Source organism: Paraburkholderia phenazinium (assembly GCF_900142845.1).
Taxonomy (GTDB): Bacteria; Pseudomonadota; Gammaproteobacteria; order Burkholderiales; family Burkholderiaceae; genus Paraburkholderia; species Paraburkholderia phenazinium_A.
The window spans coordinates 1909121-1928438 of record NZ_FSRU01000002.1 but is presented as its reverse complement, the minus strand read 5'-3'; the positions used below and the strand labels follow the sequence as shown (position 1 = coordinate 1928438).

Below are 19318 nucleotides of genomic sequence, written 5' to 3'. Positions count from 1 at the left end.
CTGCGAACCGTTAACGCGCCGGCCGCTCCCGCTTGACCCAGGCTTGCACCGACGCTCGTTGCCACTGATGCGTCGCGTAGTCGGCGAGCCGTTGCGGCACCGCATCGCCGTTCAGCACCAGACGGTTGAGCATGAGCGCGAGATCCACGTCGGCAATACACCACTCGCCGAAGAGATTCGGCGAGCCGCCCGCAAGCAGCGCTTCGGCCGCAGCGAACAGCTTGCCGGCGGCCGTGCGAGCCGCATCGGAAAGCGGGGTGTCGCAAGGCCCGTAGAACAGCACTTCCGTCGAACGTTCCTGGCGGATCGGCATGAGATCGCTGCGCAGCCAGGCCTGCACCTGGCGCGCCCGCGCGCGCTGGCGCCGATCGGCCGGATACAGGGGCGTGCCTTGAAACGCCTCGTCGAGATATTCCGTGATCGCCGACGACTCCGATAGCATGAAGTCGTCGTGGACCAGCATCGGCACGCGCTGCGTCAGCGACGGCGCGGCGAAGTCGGGTGCGCGATTGGCCTGGCAGGCGAGGTCGACGGTCGAAAGCTCGAACGGCAAGCCTTTTTCATGCAAGGCGACGAAGACCGACATCGCATACGGGCTCGCGAATTGCGCGTCTGTGTAGAGCCGAAGATTCGTGGATGACACGGGGTTGTCCTCTGCGGGGAGTGGAGCGTGGGAAATCAGGCGGACTGCTCGCGCACCAGTTCGCGATGCGTCAGGTAGAGACGCAGGTCGAACTCGGTCTGATGGTAGCCCGGCTGCATGAACTCACAAAGCCGGTAGAAGGCCTTGTTGTGGTCGTTTTCTTTCAGATGCGCGAGTTCGTGCACGACAATCATCTGCAGAAACTCGGGCGCGCCTTCCTTGAACAGCGAAGCAATACGAATCTCTTTCTTCGCCTTCAGCTTGCCGCCCTGCACCCGCGAGATGGTCGTATGGAGTCCCAGGGCGTGCCGCAGGACGTCGAGCTTGCTGTCGTAGATGACCTTGTCGATGGCGGGGCCGCTGCGCAGGAATTCGCGCTTCAGGTCGGCGACGTATTCGTAGAGCGCGCGGTCCGTTTGCACCGTGTGCCGCTGGGGATATTTGTCGGCGAGGTAGGCGCCCAGTTGCTGTTCGGCGATCAGCCGGCGAACCTTGTCCTGGAGCGCGGCCGGATAGGCGCTAAGGTATTTCAGATGCTGCATGGCGGGGTCGCGGGTTCGGTTGGCGTGGCGAATGCGGCGGCCCGGCACTCCTCGATCAGGTCGCGAAACGTCGTGGCATTGCGCGTGTTGCTCGCGTTGCCCGCTGCGTCGTCGTCCGCGGCGCTTTCCGACAGGCCGCCCAGGCCGACGATCACCGTCGCCGGCATAGGTTGATTGCGGATGCGCCGGAGCAGGTTGCGCAGATACGGCGGCGACTCGGCGGCATCGAGCGTCACCACGCAGAGAATCGTCGCGCTGTCCGCTTCCCGCGTTTCGCTGCGCGTGCTGCGGAATTGCTCGTAGGTCGTCGCGACCGTCGTGATGTTTTGCCGGCCGAGCAGTTGCACGGCAATCGCCGCCGCCACTTCATCGAACGCGCCGCGTCCCGAGATGCACAGCACCGTGGCCGTGTCCGCGCCGTGCCCCTGCTGCGGGTCCGGCTTTTCAGCGCCGCCGTAATGCGGCTCGGTACGGCCGTGAGCGTGCGCGGCGTCGTTCGTCTCCGGTGTCCCGGTCGTCCCGATCCCGTCCGGCAGGCCGTCTACCGTTTCGAGGTTCTCGATGATGTCGATCACCGCCTCGTTGAAACGCATCAGTTGTTCCGCGGTCAGCACGCCGCGCAGCGCGTCGTTGCGGGCGAGTCGCAGCCCTTCCAGCGCCACCTGATCGTAGTAGTCGAGCACCGACATCTCGCCGAGCAGCCGGTCGGCCTGCACGATGGCTTCATGCGGATCGTCCGCCAGCAGCCGCTGATAGAACGTCTGCGCCGGTGTCAGGGCCGGCTGGTCGCCGAGCAGGATGGTCAGGAAGTTGAGCCGGTCGGCATAGCGGCCGAGCGTGACGAGGCACAGCGTCAAAGGCGTCGACAGCACGAGCCCGACGGGCCCCCACAGCCAGCTCCAGAAGATCGCAGCCACCACCACGGCGAGCGGCGAGAGGCCCGAGCGGCGGCCGTACAGGTACGGTTCGGCCACCTGGCCGGCCACCAGGTCGACGACCACGAACAGGACCAGCGTCCACACGGCCATGGTCCACTGCGGCTGGATGGCGGCGGCGAGACAGACCGCCAGCAAGGCGGCAATCCAGATGCCGATATACGGCACGAAGCGCAGCAGCGCGGCGACCACGCCGAACAGCAGTGCGCCCGGCACGCCGATGCCCGCGAGACCGATGGCGAGCACCCCGCCCACGCTGAGATTCAGGCCCAGTTGCGCGACGAAATAGCGGCTCAGACGGCTCGCGGCGTCGTTGATGGCGGTGGTGGTGCGGTGCAGGTCGCGCGAGCCGAACAGGCTGATCAGGCGGTCGCGCAGATCCTCGCGTTGCAGCAGGATAAAAATGGTCACGACCAGCACGATGAAGGTCGTCTCCAGCGGTGCGATGACCGGCGAAAACGCCCGTTGAGCCAGTTGCATCGGCGTGAGGGCCGGCTCGTGCACTTCGACCGGCATGGGCGCCGGCGGGGCGTTGCGGTTCGCTTTGCCGAAACTGCGCGGCGCCGCCGGGCGCGACGGCGCGACCCGTTGCAGCGTCAGCGCGGCGCGGCCCAGCAGGACATCGGCCCGGCCGACGGTCTTTTCCTGCACGGTCTCGATCTTGCGTTCGATAGCGACCTGATATTGCGGCAGATCGGCGGCGAGCTGGACGATTTGCGCCGTGATGAGCGCGCCCGCGCCGAGCACGATGGCGAGCGCGAAGAATACCGCAATGAAAATCGACGGCAACTGCCCCATGCGCAAGCGCCGTAGCGCCGCCACCAGCGGCGCGAGCAGGAAGCTGAGCAGCACCGACAGCGTGATCGGAATCAGCACGGCGCGGCCGAAATACAGCCCGCACACCACGACGACGCCGGTGATCACCGACGCGAGGCCGTGCAGGCTGGGCGAGCCCGGCGGATACACGCGGTTTGACCGCCCGTGGGGCGGCAACGGAAGTTTCATTTTGGCGACATTCTGGTTGGCGGGACGGGGACAGCATCCCCAGGGCTCCGAGGATACAACTGCAGAGCATAGCAATCCACACGCCCGGGGCGCAGTTTCGGGCGCAAGCCGCTGGGGGCGGCTCCTGAGGCCCGGCTTTCAGGGCAGGGAATGCGCTAGCCCGTTTGCGTTCTGGGGGCGGTACTCACGGCGTGCCGTTACGGCAATAGGCGAGAAAGCCCGGCCGATCCGTCAGCCGCTGGAAATAGTCTGACACCGCGGGAAAGTGTGGATGGTCCAGCGGGGTGCTGAACCAGCGGTTGAGCGACAGGCCGATCGGGATATCCGCGAGCGAGAAATCCCTCCCGGCGATGAACGCGCCCGTCGCTTCGAGCTGCCTGTCCAGCATGCCGATATGCCGCGTCCAATTCGCGGACGATGCCTTGATCGCTTCGGCATCCTGATGAACCGGTGATTTTCTGACGAGCGCAAGGAAAGCGTAGCTCCACGAGCGGTTCAGTTCCGAGGCTTGCCAGTCGATCCACTGATCGACACGCGCCCGCGCTTGCGGATCTGCCGGGTAAAGCCGCGCGCCGCCGTAACGGGACGCGAGGTAGCGAATGATCGAATTGGATTCCCAGAGCACGAAGTCGCCGTCCTTGATGACGGGCACGGTGGCATTGGGATTGAGCGCGAGAAAGTCCGCGGTTTCGGTTGACCTGAAACCGGCGCCCCAGTCTTCCTGTTCAAACGGCAGTTGCAACTCCGCGCAGGTCCAGAGCACCTTGCGGACGTTGATCGACGTGATTTTTCCGAGTAGTTGCAGCATGCGCAGTCCAGTGGGTGGCGGCATGCGTCATTCTAGGGGAGCGAGGCGAGAGCGGACAGATACAGTTTGGGGAGGGGCGGGCGGTGCACTCAAACCGTCCGCGTGGGGATGCGGACCACACGGCCCGCCTGCTTCGGCAATCAGCCGTTGATCAGCAGATAGCAGCCGCCGACCAGCAGCACAAACGACGCAAGCAACGTGACGGTGCCCATGCGCGTGACAAGGCTCGGCCACTTCGGGCGAGGCAGGGCCTCGATGCTGACGATGCTCGGCACGGGCGCCGGGTCGCGCCGCACGAAGAACGGCACCAGCGCGATGCAGAAGAGCGCGAGCGTAAACGAGAAAAACTTGAGAGCGAAGGAGAGATCCATGACGGCGGCGGAATAGTGTGGGCGCATAGGCTTTGCGCTAAACAGCCAATCTTATGAATTCGTGGAGACGACGACTATGAGACGAGTCCGAAATCGTCGGGCACATGCTATGCTTTTCAGGTCCAGATCACGAACTGCTTCGTGACCGCCCGAACGATCTCTCGAGGAGAACACTCAATGTCGATGCGAACCCGTGTCCTGTTTCACGTCACCGTGGGCGGACTGCTGCTGGCTGCAACCGTCGGCGCCTACGCAGCGAATCTCGGCTTCCTCAGCGACACGCCGATCAGCTACATGAAACAGCGCGACATCGACTCGGTGAAGGCGGCCGCGATGGGCGCGCTCGATTCCAGACAGGATGGCGAAGCCGCCACCTGGGTCAACGACGGCACGGGTAACAGCGTGCATATCGACGCCACCATCACCCCGCAGAGCACTGCGAAGGAAGGCGATCGCACCTGTCGCGACCTGGCGGTGGTACTGAACGCGAAAGGGCAGTCGATGACGTTGCGTCCGCAGTTCTGCCGCGAAGGCAGCGGCGCGTGGCAACTTCAGAAGAAGCATTGAGCAGGCGCGGAAGGCGCTCGGCCATGATGGCATCACGACCGCTTGAACTTGTTGTCTGGGCGCTGCGGCTGCTCGGCGGCGTCGAATAGTGAGCGCGCGCGTCGTCTCCTGCGGTGTCGTGCTGCTCGATCCGCACGGTCGCGTGTTGCTCGCGCATGCCACCGAAACCTCTCATTGGGATATCCCGAAAGGGCATGGCGAGGCGGGCGAGGCGCCGCACGTCACGGCGCTGCGCGAGATGGTCGAGGAGACCGGCATCGTGATCGCGGCCGAGCGTCTGAAGGACCTCGGCCTGTTCGTCTACCGGCGCGACAAGGATCTGCATCTGTTCGCCGCGCGCGCCCATGACGACGAGCTCGATCTGACGCGCTGCGTCTGCACGTCGATGTTTCCACGTCGCTCGGACGGCACGCTGATTCCCGAAATGGACGCTTATCGCTGGGCCGCGCCGGAGGAAGTCGAGCGCTATGCGAGCCGCAGTCTGACGCGTCTGTTCCAGACAACGTTGTCGCTAGCCGAGCTGCATCGCAGCGTGTAAGTGCGAGTCCGGGCGCGGCGCGCTCAGTCCAGCGCGCGATCGTTCGGATGCGCAAACAACGCGCGCATCGCCGCCGACAGCGGGAAATTGAGATTGATCCCGTGGGGCGGAATCGGTTGTGTAAACCACACGTTGTAGAGACGTTCCGCATCGCCGGACGTCTGCATCCGCTCGATCACGCCGTTCACAAGCTCGCGCATGGGCGCATCGCCTTTGCGGAACATGCACGCGTAGACCTCATAGCCAAGCGGCGTACCGGTCACCACGAAGTCGTCGGGGTGCGGGTCGGTGGCCTTGAAGCCGTAGACGATCGGCTCGTCCATCACGAAGGCCACCGCGCGGTCCTCCTTGAGCGCGGCAAACGCATCCGAATGATCGCGCACACTGGCAATGCGCATGTTGAGATGCTTGTCCACGTTCAGCTCGCGTAGCAGCCGTTCATCGGACGTGCCTGCCGTGGTCACCACGGCCTTGCCGGCCAGATCGGGAAAGTCGCTGATGCCGCTGCTGCGGTGCACGATCATCCGTACTGCGTATTGGAAGAAGCTGTCGGAGAAGGCGGCTTCGCTTTCGCGCTCATGCGTGTGCGTGGTCGAGCCGCATTCCAGGTCGATCTGGCTGTTCTGCAGCATCGGGATGCGGTTCGACGAAGTCACCGCGACTTCGCGCACCTTGAGCTCGGACAGACCGAGGGTTTTCTTGATCTGATCGACAATCGCGAGCGCGATGGTTTGCGAATAGCCTACGGTGCCGTGGCCGTCGAAGTAGGAGAACGGGATGGAGGCTTCGCGCACGCCAAGCAGAACCACGCCGTTGTCGTGAATCTTCCGCAGTGTGCCGCTGAGCTCCTGCGCGTGCGCGGACGAGCCTGCTAGCCATGCCGTAGCCAGCGCGACCAGCGCGGTGCGCATGCGTGACGGACGGCGGGCTGCAAACATCATCGTTCCTCCCGGAGCGGTGCGCGCACCGTCACTCTAGCTGGACCGTTGTGCGACGAACGGACCGGACTGCGTGGACATCCTGGACACCCACGCGCTCCGGCCGGGACGCGGTGCGGCTGCAATCGGCCGCACGCCTGGCAGACTCAGCTTACGCCGGCTTGCCCCAACTGTCGCGAAGCGTCACGATGCGGTTGAATACAGGCTTGCCCGGCCTGGAATCGACGCGGTCCGCGACGAAGTAACCATGCCGCTCGAACTGATAGCGTTGCTCCGGCAGCGCGTCGCGCGCGCCCGGTTCCAGATAGGCATTGACCACCCGCTTCGAATCCGGATTGAGCGCTTCGAGGTAGTCGCGGCCGCCGGCATCCGGCTGCGGTTCCTTGAACAGGCGGTCGTAGATCCGCACTTCGGCCGGCACGGCGCCCGCGGCGCTGACCCAGTGGATGTTGCCCTTGACCTTGTAGGTGTTCGCGCCTTCGGTGCCCGATTTGCTGTCCGGGAAGTAATTGCAGTGGACGGCGGTCACGTTGCCGTTCTCGTCCTTGTCCGCGCCCGTGCATTCGATCACGTAGCCGTAGCGCAGACGCACCTTGTTGCCCGGGAACAGACGGAAGTAGCCCTTGGGCGGCGTTTCGGTAAAGTCGTCGCGTTCGATCCACAGTTCGCGCGAGATCGGGAAGACGCGCGTGCCGTGCTCCGGATGATGCGGGTGCACGGGTGCGTTGCATTCCTCGGTGACGCCTTCGGGGAAGTTGTCGATGATCAGCTTGACCGGATCGAGCACGGCGGCCGTGCGCGGCGCCTTGGCGTCGAGGTCGTCGCGCAGCGCGCCCTCGAACACGCTCATGTCGATCCACGAATCGACCTTCGTCACGCCGATGCGCTCGCAGAACAACTGGATCGCCTCCGGCGTGAAGCCGCGGCGGCGCACGCCGACGATGGTGGGCATGCGCGGGTCGTCCCAGCCGTCCACATGGCCTTCGGTGACCAGTTGCAGCAGCTTGCGCTTGCTGGTGATCGCATACGTCAGGTTCAGGCGCGAAAACTCGATCTGCTGCGGCAGCGGGCGCGTGAAGATGCCGGCGTCGGCCAGCTCGTTGAGGATCCAGTCGTACAGCGGCCGGTGATCTTCGAACTCCAGCGTGCACAACGAATGCGTGATGTTTTCCAGCGCGTCCGAGATGCAGTGCGTGTAGTCGTACATCGGGTACACGCACCACGTGTCGCCGGTACGGTAGTGATGGGCAAAACGGATCCGGTAGATGACCGGGTCGCGCATGTTGAAGTTCGGCGATGCCATGTCGATCTTCGCGCGCAGCACATGCTCGCCTTCCTTGAACTCGCCGGCTTTCATGCGGCGGAACAGATCGAGGTTCTCCTCCACCGAGCGCTCGCGGAACGGCGAGGGCGTGCCGACTTCCGTGGCCGAGCCGCGATTGGCGCGCATCTCTTCGGCCGACTGGCTGTCGACATACGCGCGGCCGCGCTCGATCAGCAGCTCGGCGAACTCGTACAGCTTGTCGTAGTAGTTGCTGGCGTAGTAGAGATGTTCGTTATCGTCTTTCTTCCATTCGAAACCGAGCCATTTCACGGCATCGATAATCGACTCGACGTATTCGAAGCTTTCCTTTTCCGGATTGGTGTCGTCAAAACGCAGATGGCAGACGCCGCCATAGCTGCTCGCCACGCCGAAGTTCAGGCAGATGCTCTTGGCGTGGCCAATGTGCAGATAGCCGTTCGGCTCGGGCGGGAAACGCGTTTCCACGCGCTGGCCCCACTTCCCGGAGCGGTTGTCTTCGTCAATGATGTTGCGAATGAAATTGGATGCCGCTGGCGCGTCGTTGCGTTCGGTATTCATGCGAGATGGAGAAGGTCGGTCGAGGGCGCGCAGTGCGCTCACTTATCTGTCAATTCTACCTGACAGCTTCCCTTCCGGCAGACCGAGTGCGGCTTCCAGCCAACGATCAGGGGCTTTTCGGGCGCCGTTGCACGCTGTAACAGGAGGTAAATCGCTTTGTCGGCGCATGAGCGGCGACCTTAGGATGCGACCGACGCGGCGCCGCACCGGCCGCCTGGCAGCACCTGAAACTCGTCTGAAAGGAATCCATCATGAGCAAGGCCACTCCCATCGGGCTGAAACTGACTGCGGCCGCGGTGCTGCTTTTTGCCGCCTGCGCCGCGAGTCTCGTGACAGCCCCGCCGGCGCTGGCCAAAACGGCGGTGCCGAAACCGGTTCTGGACGGTTCGGCCGTCGCGGTGCCCGATAGCTACAGCGCCGACACGGCGCAGCAGATCTTTGCCGAAGGCGGCAATGCGGTGGATGCCGCCGTGGCGATTGCCTTCACGCTGGCCGTGACCTATTCCGACGCGGGCAATCTCGGCGGCGGTGGGTTCATGACGCTGTACGTGGACGGCAAGCCTTATTTCCTCGACTACCTCGAGCGCGCGCCGCAGACGGCGACGCGCGACATGTACCTCGACGACAAGGGCAAGGCGGTCCCAGGCATGAGCCAGGTGGGCGCACGTGCGGTGGGCGTGCCGGGCACGGTCGACGGCTTGTGGGAGGCGCAGCGGCGCTTCGGCAAGCTGAAGTGGAAGCAGGTGCTGGCGCCGGCCATCCGCTACGCCACCGACGGCTTCAAGGTCGATGCACGTCTGCAGAAGGCCCGCGACGACGCCGCCACCGGCTTCGCCGGCAAGACCAATTTCGACGCGTACTTCGCCAACCTGAAGGCAGGTGTCAATTTCCCGCAACCCGAGCTGGCGCAGACGCTTGCGCGTATCGCCAGTGATGGCGGGCGCGAATTCTACGAGGGCCGCACGGCGGATCTGATCGCGAGCCAGATGTACGGACATGGGCTCGTCACCAAACAGGACCTGCAGCAATACAAGGCAATCTGGCGTCAGCCTTTGAGCGCCGACTGGAACGGCTACCAGGTCGTCACCGCGCCGCCGCCGAGTTCGGGCGGGGTCGGGCTGATCCAGATGCTCAAGATGAAGGCCGATCTGAAGCAGGCTTTCGGCGGTCTCGATCTGAATTCCGCGCCGTATATCCACCTGATCGCGCAGATCGAGGACCGGGTGTTCGCCGACCGCCAGCAATACCTGGACGACCCGGATGCGACGCCGGTGCCGCTCGACAAGCTGACCGGCGACGCCTACCTCGCGCAGCGTGCCGACGAAGTGAGCCCCGACGAGGTGCCGGGCGCGGCGCCCGTCAAACCGGGCCTCGCCGACGCGACGGCCGAAAAACCGCAGACGACGCATTTCTCGGTGGTCGACAAGTGGGGCAATGCGGTTTCGAATACCACTACGCTCGACGGCTCGTTCGGTTCGGGCGTAGTGGTGGACGGCGGCGGCTTCCTGCTCAACGACGAGATGGACGATTTCGTCACCACGCCGCGTGCCGCGAGTCCCGCGAGCGCGAGCGGCACTTCGGCCACGACGGGCGACGAGCTCAACACGATTGCGCCGGGCCGGCGGCCGCTGTCGTCGATGACACCAACCCTCCTGCTCAAGGACGGCAAGGTGGCCCTCGCGATCGGCACGCCGGGCGGCTCGCGGATCTTCACGACGATTTTCCAGGTGATGACGGATATCTACGATTTCGGCCTGTCGCCGGCCGACGCCGTGGCCGCAATGCGCTTTCATCACCAGTTGCTGCCGCAGAAGACGATCTACTGGGAGCCGTATCATCCGCTTACGGGCGATCTGGCCGAGCAGTTGAAGGCCAAGGGCTATATGCTCGAGGGGCAGTCGTTCAACGGCGACGTGCAGTTGATCCGGGTTGACGGCACGACGCCGCAACCGGTTGCCGATCCACGCGGCGTGGGCGTGGGGAAGGTGTTTCAGTAGGCGGCGCAGCCGCCATCACATAGCGACGGGGAAGCGCGATGATCGAGCAGAAGGTTTGGGTCCTGCCGGGGTATATGAACTCGGGTGAAGGGCATTGGCAAACGCGCTGGGAACGCTTGCACGTGGGTTATGAGCGCGTGCGGATGCCGGACTGGGATCATCCGGTGCGCGATGCGTGGTGCCGTACGCTCGAGGCCGCGGTGGTGGCGTCGGCTGGGCCGGTTGCTTTCGCCGCGCATAGCCTGGGGTGCCTCACGGTGGCGTTTTGGGCCGCGCAGTATGCGAGCGCCGGGAGCCTCGCGAAAGTGACGGGCGCACTGCTGGTGGCGGTACCCGATCCGGCCGGTCCGGGGTTTCCGCGGGATGCCGGCGGTTTTGCGCCGGTGCCCATGGTGGCGTTGCCGTTTCCCAGCGTGGTGGTTGCCAGTACGGATGATCCGTATGGCGGCATCCCGTTCTCGCAGGAGTGTGCTGCGGCGTGGGGCAGCCGCTGGCGCGAGATCGGCGCGCGCGGGCATATCAATGCCGACAGCGGCCTGGGCGACTGGGACGAGGGTCAGCAGTGGCTGGCGTCGCTCGCGCGGGGTGCCGCGGGCGGGTGACGGGCCGGCGCGGCGGGCCGAGTGTCGCGGCCCGGCTCGCTCAGGGCACTGCTCAGATCATCGCTCAGACCACCGCTCAGATCACCGACTTCCCGCGCAACTGCGCAATGCGTTCGTCGTCGTACCCCAGCACGTCGCGCAGGATGCTGTCCGTGTGCTCGCCGAGCGTTGGCGGGTGGGTGAGCGCCTGCGGCGGCGTTCCGCTCATGTTGATCGGATTGCGTACCAGCTTCACCGTGCCGCCGGACGGATGCGGCAGATCGACCTGCATCCCGCGCGCGATCACCTGCTCGTTCTCGAACACCTCGGCCAGATCGTTGATCGGACCGCACGGCACGCCGGCGGCTTCGAGCGCGGAAATCCATTGCTGCTTGCCGAGCGTGCGGACCATCTCCGCGAGAATCGGCACCAGCGTGTCGCGGTTGCGTACGCGCTCGGGGTTGGTGGCGAAGCGCTCGTCGTCGGCAAGTTCCGGCCGGCTGCCGGCTTCGACGAATTTGCGGAATTGCCCGTCGTTGCCCACGGCGACGATGATCCAGCCGTCGCGGGTCTGGAAGGTCTGGTACGGCACGATGTTCGGGTGCGCGTTGCCCCAGCGCACCGGCGGCTGGCCGCTCGCGAGGAAGTTCGAATTCATGTTCGCCAGCATGGCGACCTGCACGTCGAGCAGCGCCATGTCGATGTACTGGCCTTCGCCCGTGCGGTCGCGGTGGGTGAGGGCGGTGAGCACGGCGATCGTCGAGTACATGCCGGTCATCAGGTCCGCGATCGCCACGCCGGCTTTCTGCGGACCGCCGCCGGGCAAGCCGTCTCGCTCGCCGGTGATGCTCATGAAGCCGCCGATGCCCTGCACGATGAAGTCATAGCCCGCCCGCTGTGCGTACGGTCCGGTCTGACCGAAGCCCGTGACCGAACAGTAGACGATGTCCGGTTTGACCTCTTTCAACGACGCGTAGTCGAGCCCGTATTTCTTCAACTGGCCGACCTTGTAGTTCTCCAGCACCACGTCGCTTTGCGCGGCCAGTTCGCGGATGATGCGCTGCCCTTCGGGCGTGGCGATATCCACGGTCACCGAGCGCTTGTTGCGGTTCGCCGCGAGGTAGTAGGCGGCCTCGTGGGTATCCGCGCCGTCAGGCGTTTTCAGGTACGGAGGCCCCCAGTGGCGCGTGTCGTCGCCGACTTCCGGACGTTCGACCTTGATGACGTCCGCGCCGAAATCGGCGAGTGTCTGCGCGCACCACGGACCGGCCAGTACGCGGGTGAGATCCAGCACGCGGATATGACTGAGAGCGCCCATATTCTTTCGATGTCTCCAGGTTGGCCGGCTATGACGCCGGCGCGCGTTGTGGTGACGATGCCGATGTCGTCGCGGCGTCGATGTCCAGAATCTTAAGCGATTCCCGGGTGCCGGCCCATTCGGCCGGACGGCATAGGACGAATGACATGCCCCAAACGCGGCAGCCGGGGCCAAACCCTGGCCGAACGGCTAATCCTGCTCGCGAGGCGGCGCGCGCCGTCGCCTACGGGCTCCGATCCCGTATAATCGGTCGTTTCAGCAACCTTCGGTTGGCGCATCGGGATATCACCCCCGCATGTCGCCAGATCCAGCCAGGACCGTCCCCCAGTACGCTATGAAAGCCGCCGAAATCCGCGAGAAATTCCTCAAGTTCTTCGAATCGAAGGGCCATACGATCGTTCGCTCGTCGAGCCTTGTGCCCGGCAACGACCCCACGCTGCTCTTCACCAATTCGGGGATGGTGCAGTTCAAAGATGTGTTCCTCGGCTCCGAATCGCGGCCGTACTCGCGCGCCACAACGTCGCAGCGCAGCGTGCGCGCCGGCGGCAAGCACAACGATCTGGAGAACGTCGGCTACACGGCGCGTCACCACACGTTCTTCGAGATGCTCGGCAACTTCTCGTTCGGCGACTATTTCAAGCGCGACGCGATCCACTATGCGTGGGAATTGCTGACGGGCGTGTACCAGTTGCCCAAAGACAAGCTGTGGGTCACGGTTTATCACGAAGACGACGAAGCGCACGAGATCTGGGCCAAGGAAGTGGGCGTGCCGGTGGAGCGGATCATCCGCATCGGCGACAACAAGGGCGCGCGCTACGCGTCGGACAACTTCTGGCAGATGGCCGACGTCGGCCCGTGCGGCCCGTGCTCGGAAATCTTTTACGACCACGGCCCGGACGTGTGGGGCGGCCCTCCGGGATCGCCTGAAGAAGACGGCGACCGCTACATCGAGATCTGGAATCTCGTGTTCATGCAATTCAGCCGCGACGCCCAGGGCAACATGACGCCGCTGCCCAAGCAGTGCGTCGACACCGGCATGGGTCTGGAACGCATCGCAGCGGTGCTGCAGCACGTGCACAGCAACTACGAGATCGACCTGTTCCAGGCGCTGATCAAGGCGGCGGGCCGTGAAACCGGCGTGGCCGACCTGAGCAACAACTCGCTGAAGGTGATCGCGGATCACATCCGCGCGTGCTCGTTCCTGATCGTCGACGGTGTGATTCCGGGCAACGAAGGCCGCGGCTACGTGCTGCGCCGCATCGTGCGCCGCGCTATCCGTCACGGCTACAAGCTGGGCAAGAAGGGTTCGTTCTTCCACCGTCTGGTGCCGGATCTGGTCGCGCAGATGGGCGAGGCTTATCCTGAGCTGAAGGACGCGGAACAACGCGTGACCGACGTGCTGCGTCAGGAAGAAGAGCGCTTCTTCGAGACCATCGAGCACGGCATGTCGATCCTCGAAGCCGCGCTGGCGGATCTGGATGCCAAGGGCGGCAAGACGCTCGACGGCGAACTGGCCTTCAAACTGCACGACACCTACGGCTTCCCGCTGGATCTGACGGCGGACGTGTGCCGCGAGCGCGAAGTGACGGTCGACGAAGCCGCTTTCGACGAAGCCATGGCGCGCCAGCGCGACCAGGCGCGTGCCGCCGGCAAGTTCAAGATGGCGCAGGGCCTCGAGTACTCGGGCGCGAAGACCACGTTCCACGGCTACGAAGAAATCGTCTTCGACGACGCGAAGGTCATCGCCCTGTACGTGGACGGCGCAGCGGTCAAGGAAGTGTCGCAGGGCCAGCAGGCCGTGGTCGTGCTGGATCACACGCCGTTCTACGCGGAATCGGGCGGCCAGGTGGGCGACGCGGGCGTGCTCGCCAACGCGAGCCTGCGCTTTGCGGTGGCGGACACGCTGAAGGTGCAGGCGGATGTGGTCGGCCATCATGGCACGCTCGAGCAGGGCACGCTGAAAATCGGCGACGTCGTGAAGGCGGAAATCGACGCGGTGCGTCGTGCCCGCACCGAGCGCAACCACTCGGCTACCCACCTGATGCACAAGGCCTTGCGCGAAGTCCTCGGCTCGCACGTGCAGCAAAAGGGTTCGCTCGTCGATCCGGACAAGACCCGTTTCGACTTCGCGCACAACTCGCCGATGACGGACGAGCAGATCCGTCAGGTCGAAGCTATCGTCAACGCGGAAGTGCTCGCGAACGCGCCGGGCATCGTACGCGTGATGCCGTTCGACGAAGCGGTGAAGGGCGGCGCCATGGCGCTGTTCGGCGAAAAGTATGGCGACGAAGTGCGCGTGCTGGACCTCGGCTTCTCGCGCGAATTGTGCGGCGGAACGCACGTGCAGCGCACGGGCGACATCGGCTTCTTCAAGATCGTGATGGAAGGCGGCGTGGCGGCCGGTATCCGTCGCGTGGAAGCGATCACCGGCGACAACGCGGTGCGCTACGTGCAGGAACTCGATACGCGCATCAATGCGGCAGCCGCTGCGCTGAAGGCGCAACCGTCGGAACTCACGCAGCGGATCGTGCAGGTGCAGGACCAGGTGAAGGCGCTGGAAAAGGAGCTCGGCGCGCTCAAGTCGAAGATGGCTTCGAGCCAGGGCGACGAACTGGTCGGCCAGGCAGTCGAAGTCGCCGGCGTGCACGTGCTGGCGGCGACGCTGGACGGCGCGGACGTGAAGACGCTGCGCGAAACGGTCGACAAGCTGAAGGACAAACTGAAGAACGCGGCCATCGTGCTGGCTTCGGTGGAAGGCGGCAAGGTCAGCCTGATCGCCGGCGTGACGCCCGACGCGAGCAAGAAGGTGAAGGCCGGCGAACTGGTCAACTTCGTGGCGCAGCAGGTGGGCGGCAAGGGCGGTGGCCGTCCCGACATGGCGCAAGCCGGCGGCACGGAACCGGCCAATCTGCCGGCGGCGCTGGCAGGCGTGAAGGGCTGGGTCGAAGCGCAGTTGTAAGTCACCGGGATCGCCTTGCCTCCTTGGCAGGGCGCCCGAAGCAAAAGAGCCGCGAGCGTAAAAACTCGCGGCTCTTTTGTTTTGATGCGGCGGTGGTCTTAGCTTTGCTTGCCGCTGCCGTAACCCTTGGTGTATCGATAAGCTACCCGCGTCACCATGTGACGAGGACTCGAACCCCTACACCGTTTCCAACCCAACCTCACTCTCCCCCACCTCAGGCTGCGTCAGATTGCTGTTCGCCAGCAACGTCTCGCGCAGCGCCTTGAGCGCCGACGAGAAATGCCCGCGCCGCCAGATCAGCAGCGTATCGACGGTGCCCAGATCGCCCAGCGAATGAATCGCGATGTTGTTCATGTCGTGCTGCAATTCGAGCACCGAGCGCGGCGCGACGGCCACCCCGGCGCCGGCCGCCACGCAGGCGACGATCGCGTGGTACGAGCCGAGCTCCAGTACCCGCGCCGGGCGAATGCCGTGCTCCATGTACCACTTCTCGACGTAGCTGCGATACGCGCAGCCGCGCTCGAACGCGATCAGCGTCGACAGCGCGATATCGCGCGCCTCGCGAATCGGCCGATGACCGCGCGGCGTCAGCATCACCAGTTCCTCGCGAAACACGGGCACGCTCTCGAACAGATCGCCGTCCCGGTCCGGGTCGAGTTGGGTCGCGATCAGCGCGGCGTCCACCTCGAACTCCCGGACCCGTTCGATCAGACAGCCGGTCGTGCCGGTTTCGAGTTCGAGCGCCACCTCGGGCCAGCTCTGGTGATAGTGCGCGAGCAGGCTGGGCAGGCGGCTGGCTGCGGCGCTTTCCATCGTGCCCAGCCGCAGCCGGCCGCTGGGCCGGCTTTCGCGCAGCGCATGGCGGGCCTCGTCGGCGAGTGCGAGCAGGCGTTCGGCATACGGCAGCAAGGTCTCGCCGGCGGGCGTGAGTACCAGCCGCCGGCCGTCGCGGATAAACAGGTCGGTGCCGAGTTGTTCCTCAAGCTGCTTGATGCGCGTGGTCACGTTCGATTGCACGCGGTTGAGCTTCGCGGCAGCACGTGTGACCCCGTTTTCGCGCACGACCGCGCGAAAAATCGTTAGGGCGGCGAGATCCATAATTCTCTCTATGTGATCGTTTGTATCGTAATTATTCATTTTTCGTGATTGAAACGTCAAGCTAAGATGGGTTCATCGGTTGTCGTGGCGCCCGCTGCGCCTCCGTCCCACATGGGCCTTCTTTTTCCCCCGTTTTTGCCATTTTCGGTGCTGTATGAACGACTTTGCCGCGTCCCATCAGTTTGTCGCCCCCACCGGCCCCCACGCTGCGCGCCAGGCGGCCATTGCCGGCATGGTTGCGCTGGCGGTGGTGCTGGGGATCGGCCGCTTCGCATTTACCCCGCTGCTGCCGCTGATGCTGCACGGCGGCGGACTCGATATTCGCCACGGTGGCTGGCTAGCATCGTTCAACTACGCGGGTTATTTTGTCGGAGCGGTGACGTGTGCCGCGCTGCGCGTCGAACCGGCGCGGATGGTGCGCACAGGGCTCGTGCTCACCGTGCTGTTGACCCTCGCGATGGGCTTGACCAACCAGTTCTGGATCTGGGCGATCGTGCGTTTCGTGGCGGGCGTCGTCAGCGCGTGGACCTTCGTGTTCGCCTCGCAATGGGGGCTGCGGCGGCTTGCCGAGCTGCACGCGCACGGGTGGGGCGGTGTGATCTATTCCGGCCCGGGGGTGGGAATCGCCGCCACCGGGCTACTGGTGAGCGTGGCGGGCGGTTGGGGCGCCCGCGCGGGCTGGCTGGGTTTTGGGCTGGCGGCGGCGGTGTTGTCGGCGCTGGTCTGGCGGGTGTTCGGCCACCCGGCTTCAGTGCCGGCAATGGGTCCCGCAACCGCTTCGATCCGCCCCGACGCAACGCCCGCAAGCGCCCACGCAGCCCCTCCAACCCACCGCATCGACGCATTCTGGCTCGTCCTGCTCTACGGCGTCCCGGGCTTCGGCTACATCATCACCGCGACCTTCTTGCCCGTGATTGCGCGCCATGCCTTGCCAGGCTCGGCATGGCCCGACCTGTTCTGGCCGATGTTCGGCCTCGCGCTGATCGTCGGCGCATTGGGCGCGGCGCGTCTGCCGCATCACTGGGACAACCGCACGCTGCTCGCCGCTTGCTACGTCCTGCAGGCCGTGGGCGTGGCAGCGGGCATCGTCTGGCCGACGGCAGCGGGCTTTGCGCTCGGCAGCGTGCTGATCGGTCTGCCGTTCACCGCCATCACCCTGTTCGCGATGCGCGAGGCGCGCCGCCTGCGCGGCGATCACGCGGCCGGCCTGATGGGCTATGCGACCGCGGCCTACGGCGTCGGGCAGATCATCGGGCCGCTGGTGGCCGCGCCGATTGCCGTCCATACCGGCTCGTTCTCGCCGGCGTTGTGGCTGGCGGCAGCCGCGTTGCTGCTCGGCGCGCTCGGTTTGACTGGGGTCGCGCACCTGCCGCGCAAGCCAGGTCCGCCTTAATCGCACGAGGCAAAAACAATTTACCGGCTGGCGCACTAAAATGACCGCTTTCCAGTCATCTCTCTAGCGCCCGTCGCCGGGCGCGTCGCCAGCCATGCAACATTTCGCGTCCGACAACTACGCGGGCATCTGTCCCGAAGCGCTCAATGCGCTGATCGCCGCCAACAACAGCGGCCACGAACCCGCGTACGGCGACGACTCCTGGACCCAGCAAGTCTGCGACCGCCTGCGCGACCTGTTCCAGACCGACTGCGAAGCGTTCTTCGTCTTCAACGGCACGGCGGCCAATTCGCTCGCCCTCGCTTCGCTGTGCCAGTCGTATCACTCGGTGATCTGCCATGAACTCGCGCACATCGAAACCGACGAGTGCGGCGGCCCCGAATTCTTCTCGAACGGCTCGAAACTGCTGACGGCGCCCGGCCTAGGTGGCAAGCTGACGCCCGATGCGATCGAAGCGGTCGTCACGCGCCGCGCCGACATCCACTATCCGAAGCCCAAGGTCGTGACGCTCACGCAGTCGACGGAAGTGGGCACTGTCTACAGCGTCGAAGAAGTGCGCGCGATCGCCGCGATTGCGAAGCGCCGCCATCTGAAAGTCCACATGGACGGCGCGCGCTTTGCGAACGCGGTGGCCGCGCTCGACGTGCATCCGTCGGAGATCACCTGGCGCGCCGGCGTCGACGTGCTGTGCTTCGGCGGCACCAAGAACGGCTTGCCGGTCGGCGAAGTGGTGGTGTTCTTCGACCGCGCGCTCGCCGACGATTTCGCTTACCGCCTCAAGCAGGCCGGACAACTGGCCTCGAAGATGCGTTTCATCTCCGCGCCGTGGCTGGGCCTGCTCGACGGCGACGTGTGGCTGCGCAATGCGCGTCATGCGAACGCCATGGCGAAACTGCTGGAAACGCGCCTCGCCGAGATTCCCGGCGTGAGCATCATGTTCCCGACCGAGTCGAATGCGGTGTTCGCGCAGTTGCCCGCCCACGTGGCGAAGGCCATGCGAGCCAAGGGCTGGAAGTTCTACGAGTTCATCGGCGCCGGCGGTTGCCGTCTGATGTGCGCGTGGGACACGCAGCCCGAGACCGTCGCGCGCTTTGCGGGCGAGGTGCGCGAACTGTGCGCAGCGTGAGCGCCGAGCCCCACAACCCATCCGCGCAGCCATGCGCACCCACTACAACGACACACCAAGAGACAACGCCCTGCTGCCATGAGTGATTACCGATTCTGCCCCCGCTGCGCGACGCCGCTCGTCGAACGCACCGATCCCGAACACGAAGGCGGCCGCGTACGCCAGACCTGTCCCGACGAAACCTGCGGCTATGTGCACTGGAACAATCCGTTGCCGGTGGTGGCGGCGATTGTCGAATACGAAGGCAAGATTCTGCTCGCGCGCAATGCCGCGTGGCCCGAAGGCATGTTCGCGCTGATCACCGGCTTTCTGGAGAATGGCGAGACGCCGGAGGAGGGCATCGCGCGCGAAGTCCGCGAAGAGACCTCGCTGCAGGCCGAGACCGTCGAGCTGGTCGGCGTCTACGAATTCATTAAGAAGAACGAACTGATTATCGCGTATCACGTGCGGGCGTATGGCACGATTGCGTTGTCGCCGGAACTGCTCGAGTATCGGCTCGTCGAGCCGGCCAAATTGCGGCCGTGGCGTGCCGGCACCGGGCAAGCGCTTGGCGAATGGATGCGCCGGCGCGGCTTGCCGTTCGAGTTCGTCGAGCGGCCCGGTCAATAGTGAGATAGAGCGCGGGCGCTCGCAGGCAG

At 65.1% G+C, this 19318-nt stretch carries 17 protein-coding genes; 8 read left to right on the top strand and 9 right to left on the bottom strand.

Going from position 1 to position 19318, the window contains the following annotated elements; translation table 11 throughout:
* Nucleotides 1-10: 10 nt before the first annotated feature.
* From yfcF to BUS12_RS25510, 5 genes are all read right to left on the bottom strand, one after another.
* On the bottom strand, nt 11-643 hold the full coding sequence (gene yfcF / locus BUS12_RS25530; RefSeq protein ID WP_074300209.1) for a glutathione transferase: 633 nt from the start codon (nt 641-643) through the stop codon (nt 11-13).
* Nucleotides 644-678: 35 nt separating this feature from the next.
* Entirely contained in the window at nt 679-1185 is a 507-nt protein-coding gene (locus BUS12_RS25525; RefSeq protein WP_074300208.1) for a YgjP-like metallopeptidase domain-containing protein, read from the bottom strand.
* Nucleotides 1173-3125 (bottom strand): AI-2E family transporter, encoded by a 1953-nt coding sequence (locus BUS12_RS25520; protein WP_074300207.1) that lies wholly within the window; start codon nt 3123-3125, stop codon nt 1173-1175. Before BUS12_RS25520 ends, BUS12_RS25525 begins: the two co-directional genes overlap by 13 nt.
* A gap of 184 nt (nt 3126-3309) precedes the next feature.
* Nucleotides 3310-3933, bottom strand: a complete 624-nt coding sequence (locus BUS12_RS25515) for a glutathione S-transferase family protein (RefSeq protein ID WP_074300206.1) — start codon at nt 3931-3933, stop codon at nt 3310-3312.
* A gap of 140 nt (nt 3934-4073) precedes the next feature.
* Nucleotides 4074-4304 (bottom strand): hypothetical protein, encoded by a 231-nt coding sequence (locus BUS12_RS25510; RefSeq protein WP_074300205.1) that lies wholly within the window; start codon nt 4302-4304, stop codon nt 4074-4076.
* 177 nt (nt 4305-4481) lie between these two features.
* On the opposite strand from BUS12_RS25510, the gene BUS12_RS25505 reads away from it, so the two are divergent.
* Complete coding sequence (locus BUS12_RS25505) at nt 4482-4871, top strand: RT0821/Lpp0805 family surface protein (RefSeq protein WP_074300204.1); 390 nt, start codon at nt 4482-4484, stop codon at nt 4869-4871.
* An 88-nt stretch (nt 4872-4959) separates the two neighbouring features.
* Nucleotides 4960-5409 (top strand): NUDIX hydrolase, encoded by a 450-nt coding sequence (locus tag BUS12_RS25500; protein ID WP_074300203.1) that lies wholly within the window; start codon nt 4960-4962, stop codon nt 5407-5409.
* Nucleotides 5410-5432: 23 nt separating this feature from the next.
* Here BUS12_RS25500 and BUS12_RS25495 read toward each other — a convergent pair whose 3' ends face one another.
* Nucleotides 5433-6347, bottom strand: coding sequence for a transporter substrate-binding domain-containing protein (locus tag BUS12_RS25495; RefSeq protein WP_437123890.1), 915 nt, complete (start codon nt 6345-6347; stop codon nt 5433-5435).
* 151 nt (nt 6348-6498) lie between these two features.
* Nucleotides 6499-8208, bottom strand: a complete 1710-nt coding sequence (locus BUS12_RS25490; RefSeq protein WP_074300201.1) for a glutamine--tRNA ligase/YqeY domain fusion protein — start codon at nt 8206-8208, stop codon at nt 6499-6501.
* A gap of 251 nt (nt 8209-8459) precedes the next feature.
* Here BUS12_RS25490 and ggt point away from each other — a divergent pair, with 251 nt between their 5' ends.
* Both ggt and BUS12_RS25480 read left to right on the top strand, forming a co-directional pair.
* Entirely contained in the window at nt 8460-10205 is a 1746-nt protein-coding gene (gene ggt / locus BUS12_RS25485; protein ID WP_074300200.1) for a gamma-glutamyltransferase, read from the top strand.
* 38 nt (nt 10206-10243) lie between these two features.
* Nucleotides 10244-10807, top strand: coding sequence for an RBBP9/YdeN family alpha/beta hydrolase (locus BUS12_RS25480; protein ID WP_074300199.1), 564 nt, complete (start codon nt 10244-10246; stop codon nt 10805-10807).
* Nucleotides 10808-10883: 76 nt separating this feature from the next.
* Here the strand turns inward: BUS12_RS25480 and BUS12_RS25475 are convergent, their stop codons facing one another.
* The gene (locus BUS12_RS25475) at nt 10884-12104 is read right to left on the bottom strand and encodes a CaiB/BaiF CoA transferase family protein (protein WP_074300198.1); all 1221 of its coding nucleotides are present in this window, start codon (nt 12102-12104) and stop codon (nt 10884-10886) included.
* Between the two features lie 334 nt (nt 12105-12438).
* On the opposite strand from BUS12_RS25475, the gene alaS reads away from it, so the two are divergent.
* Nucleotides 12439-15063: an alanine--tRNA ligase gene (gene alaS, locus BUS12_RS25470; protein WP_074300197.1), complete on the top strand. Its 2625-nt coding sequence runs from the start codon at nt 12439-12441 to the stop codon at nt 15061-15063.
* Nucleotides 15064-15240: 177 nt separating this feature from the next.
* Here alaS and BUS12_RS25465 read toward each other — a convergent pair whose 3' ends face one another.
* Nucleotides 15241-16161 carry a LysR family transcriptional regulator gene (locus BUS12_RS25465; RefSeq protein ID WP_074300196.1) on the bottom strand — a complete coding sequence of 307 codons (921 nt, stop codon included), beginning with the start codon at nt 16159-16161 and terminating at the stop codon, nt 15241-15243.
* A gap of 154 nt (nt 16162-16315) precedes the next feature.
* On the opposite strand from BUS12_RS25465, the gene BUS12_RS25460 reads away from it, so the two are divergent.
* The 3 genes from BUS12_RS25460 (at nt 16316) to BUS12_RS25450 (ending at nt 19289) form a co-directional block, all read left to right on the top strand.
* Complete coding sequence (locus BUS12_RS25460; protein ID WP_074300195.1) at nt 16316-17554, top strand: YbfB/YjiJ family MFS transporter; 1239 nt, start codon at nt 16316-16318, stop codon at nt 17552-17554.
* A gap of 94 nt (nt 17555-17648) precedes the next feature.
* Nucleotides 17649-18680 carry a threonine aldolase family protein gene (locus tag BUS12_RS25455; protein WP_074300194.1) on the top strand — a complete coding sequence of 344 codons (1032 nt, stop codon included), beginning with the start codon at nt 17649-17651 and terminating at the stop codon, nt 18678-18680.
* A gap of 78 nt (nt 18681-18758) precedes the next feature.
* A complete protein-coding gene (locus BUS12_RS25450; RefSeq protein ID WP_074300193.1) occupies nt 18759-19289 on the top strand; it encodes an NUDIX domain-containing protein in 531 nt (176 codons plus the stop codon).
* The last annotated feature ends 29 nt before the right edge of the window (nt 19290-19318 follow it).

Excerpts from the sequence above, each read along its gene's own strand:
- BUS12_RS25525 (WP_074300208.1), bottom strand. The coding sequence starts at position 1,185 with ATGCAGCATCTGAAATACCTTAGCGCCTATCCGGCCGCGCTCCAGGAC.
- BUS12_RS25520 (WP_074300207.1), bottom strand. The coding sequence starts at position 3,125 with ATGAAACTTCCGTTGCCGCCCCACGGGCGGTCAAACCGCGTGTATCCG.
- BUS12_RS25515 (WP_074300206.1), bottom strand. The coding sequence starts at position 3,933 with ATGCTGCAACTACTCGGAAAAATCACGTCGATCAACGTCCGCAAGGTG.
- BUS12_RS25510 (WP_074300205.1), bottom strand. The coding sequence starts at position 4,304 with ATGGATCTCTCCTTCGCTCTCAAGTTTTTCTCGTTTACGCTCGCGCTC.
- BUS12_RS25505 (WP_074300204.1), top strand. The coding sequence starts at position 4,482 with ATGTCGATGCGAACCCGTGTCCTGTTTCACGTCACCGTGGGCGGACTG.
- BUS12_RS25495 (WP_437123890.1), bottom strand. The coding sequence starts at position 6,347 with ATGTTTGCAGCCCGCCGTCCGTCACGCATGCGCACCGCGCTGGTCGCG.
- BUS12_RS25490 (WP_074300201.1), bottom strand. The coding sequence starts at position 8,208 with ATGAATACCGAACGCAACGACGCGCCAGCGGCATCCAATTTCATTCGC.
- ggt (WP_074300200.1), top strand. The coding sequence starts at position 8,460 with ATGAGCAAGGCCACTCCCATCGGGCTGAAACTGACTGCGGCCGCGGTG.
- BUS12_RS25480 (WP_074300199.1), top strand. The coding sequence starts at position 10,244 with ATGATCGAGCAGAAGGTTTGGGTCCTGCCGGGGTATATGAACTCGGGT.
- BUS12_RS25475 (WP_074300198.1), bottom strand. The coding sequence starts at position 12,104 with ATGGGCGCTCTCAGTCATATCCGCGTGCTGGATCTCACCCGCGTACTG.
- alaS (WP_074300197.1), top strand. The coding sequence starts at position 12,439 with ATGAAAGCCGCCGAAATCCGCGAGAAATTCCTCAAGTTCTTCGAATCG.
- BUS12_RS25465 (WP_074300196.1), bottom strand. The coding sequence starts at position 16,161 with ATGGATCTCGCCGCCCTAACGATTTTTCGCGCGGTCGTGCGCGAAAAC.
- BUS12_RS25460 (WP_074300195.1), top strand. The coding sequence starts at position 16,316 with ATGAACGACTTTGCCGCGTCCCATCAGTTTGTCGCCCCCACCGGCCCC.
- BUS12_RS25455 (WP_074300194.1), top strand. The coding sequence starts at position 17,649 with ATGCAACATTTCGCGTCCGACAACTACGCGGGCATCTGTCCCGAAGCG.
- BUS12_RS25450 (WP_074300193.1), top strand. The coding sequence starts at position 18,759 with ATGAGTGATTACCGATTCTGCCCCCGCTGCGCGACGCCGCTCGTCGAA.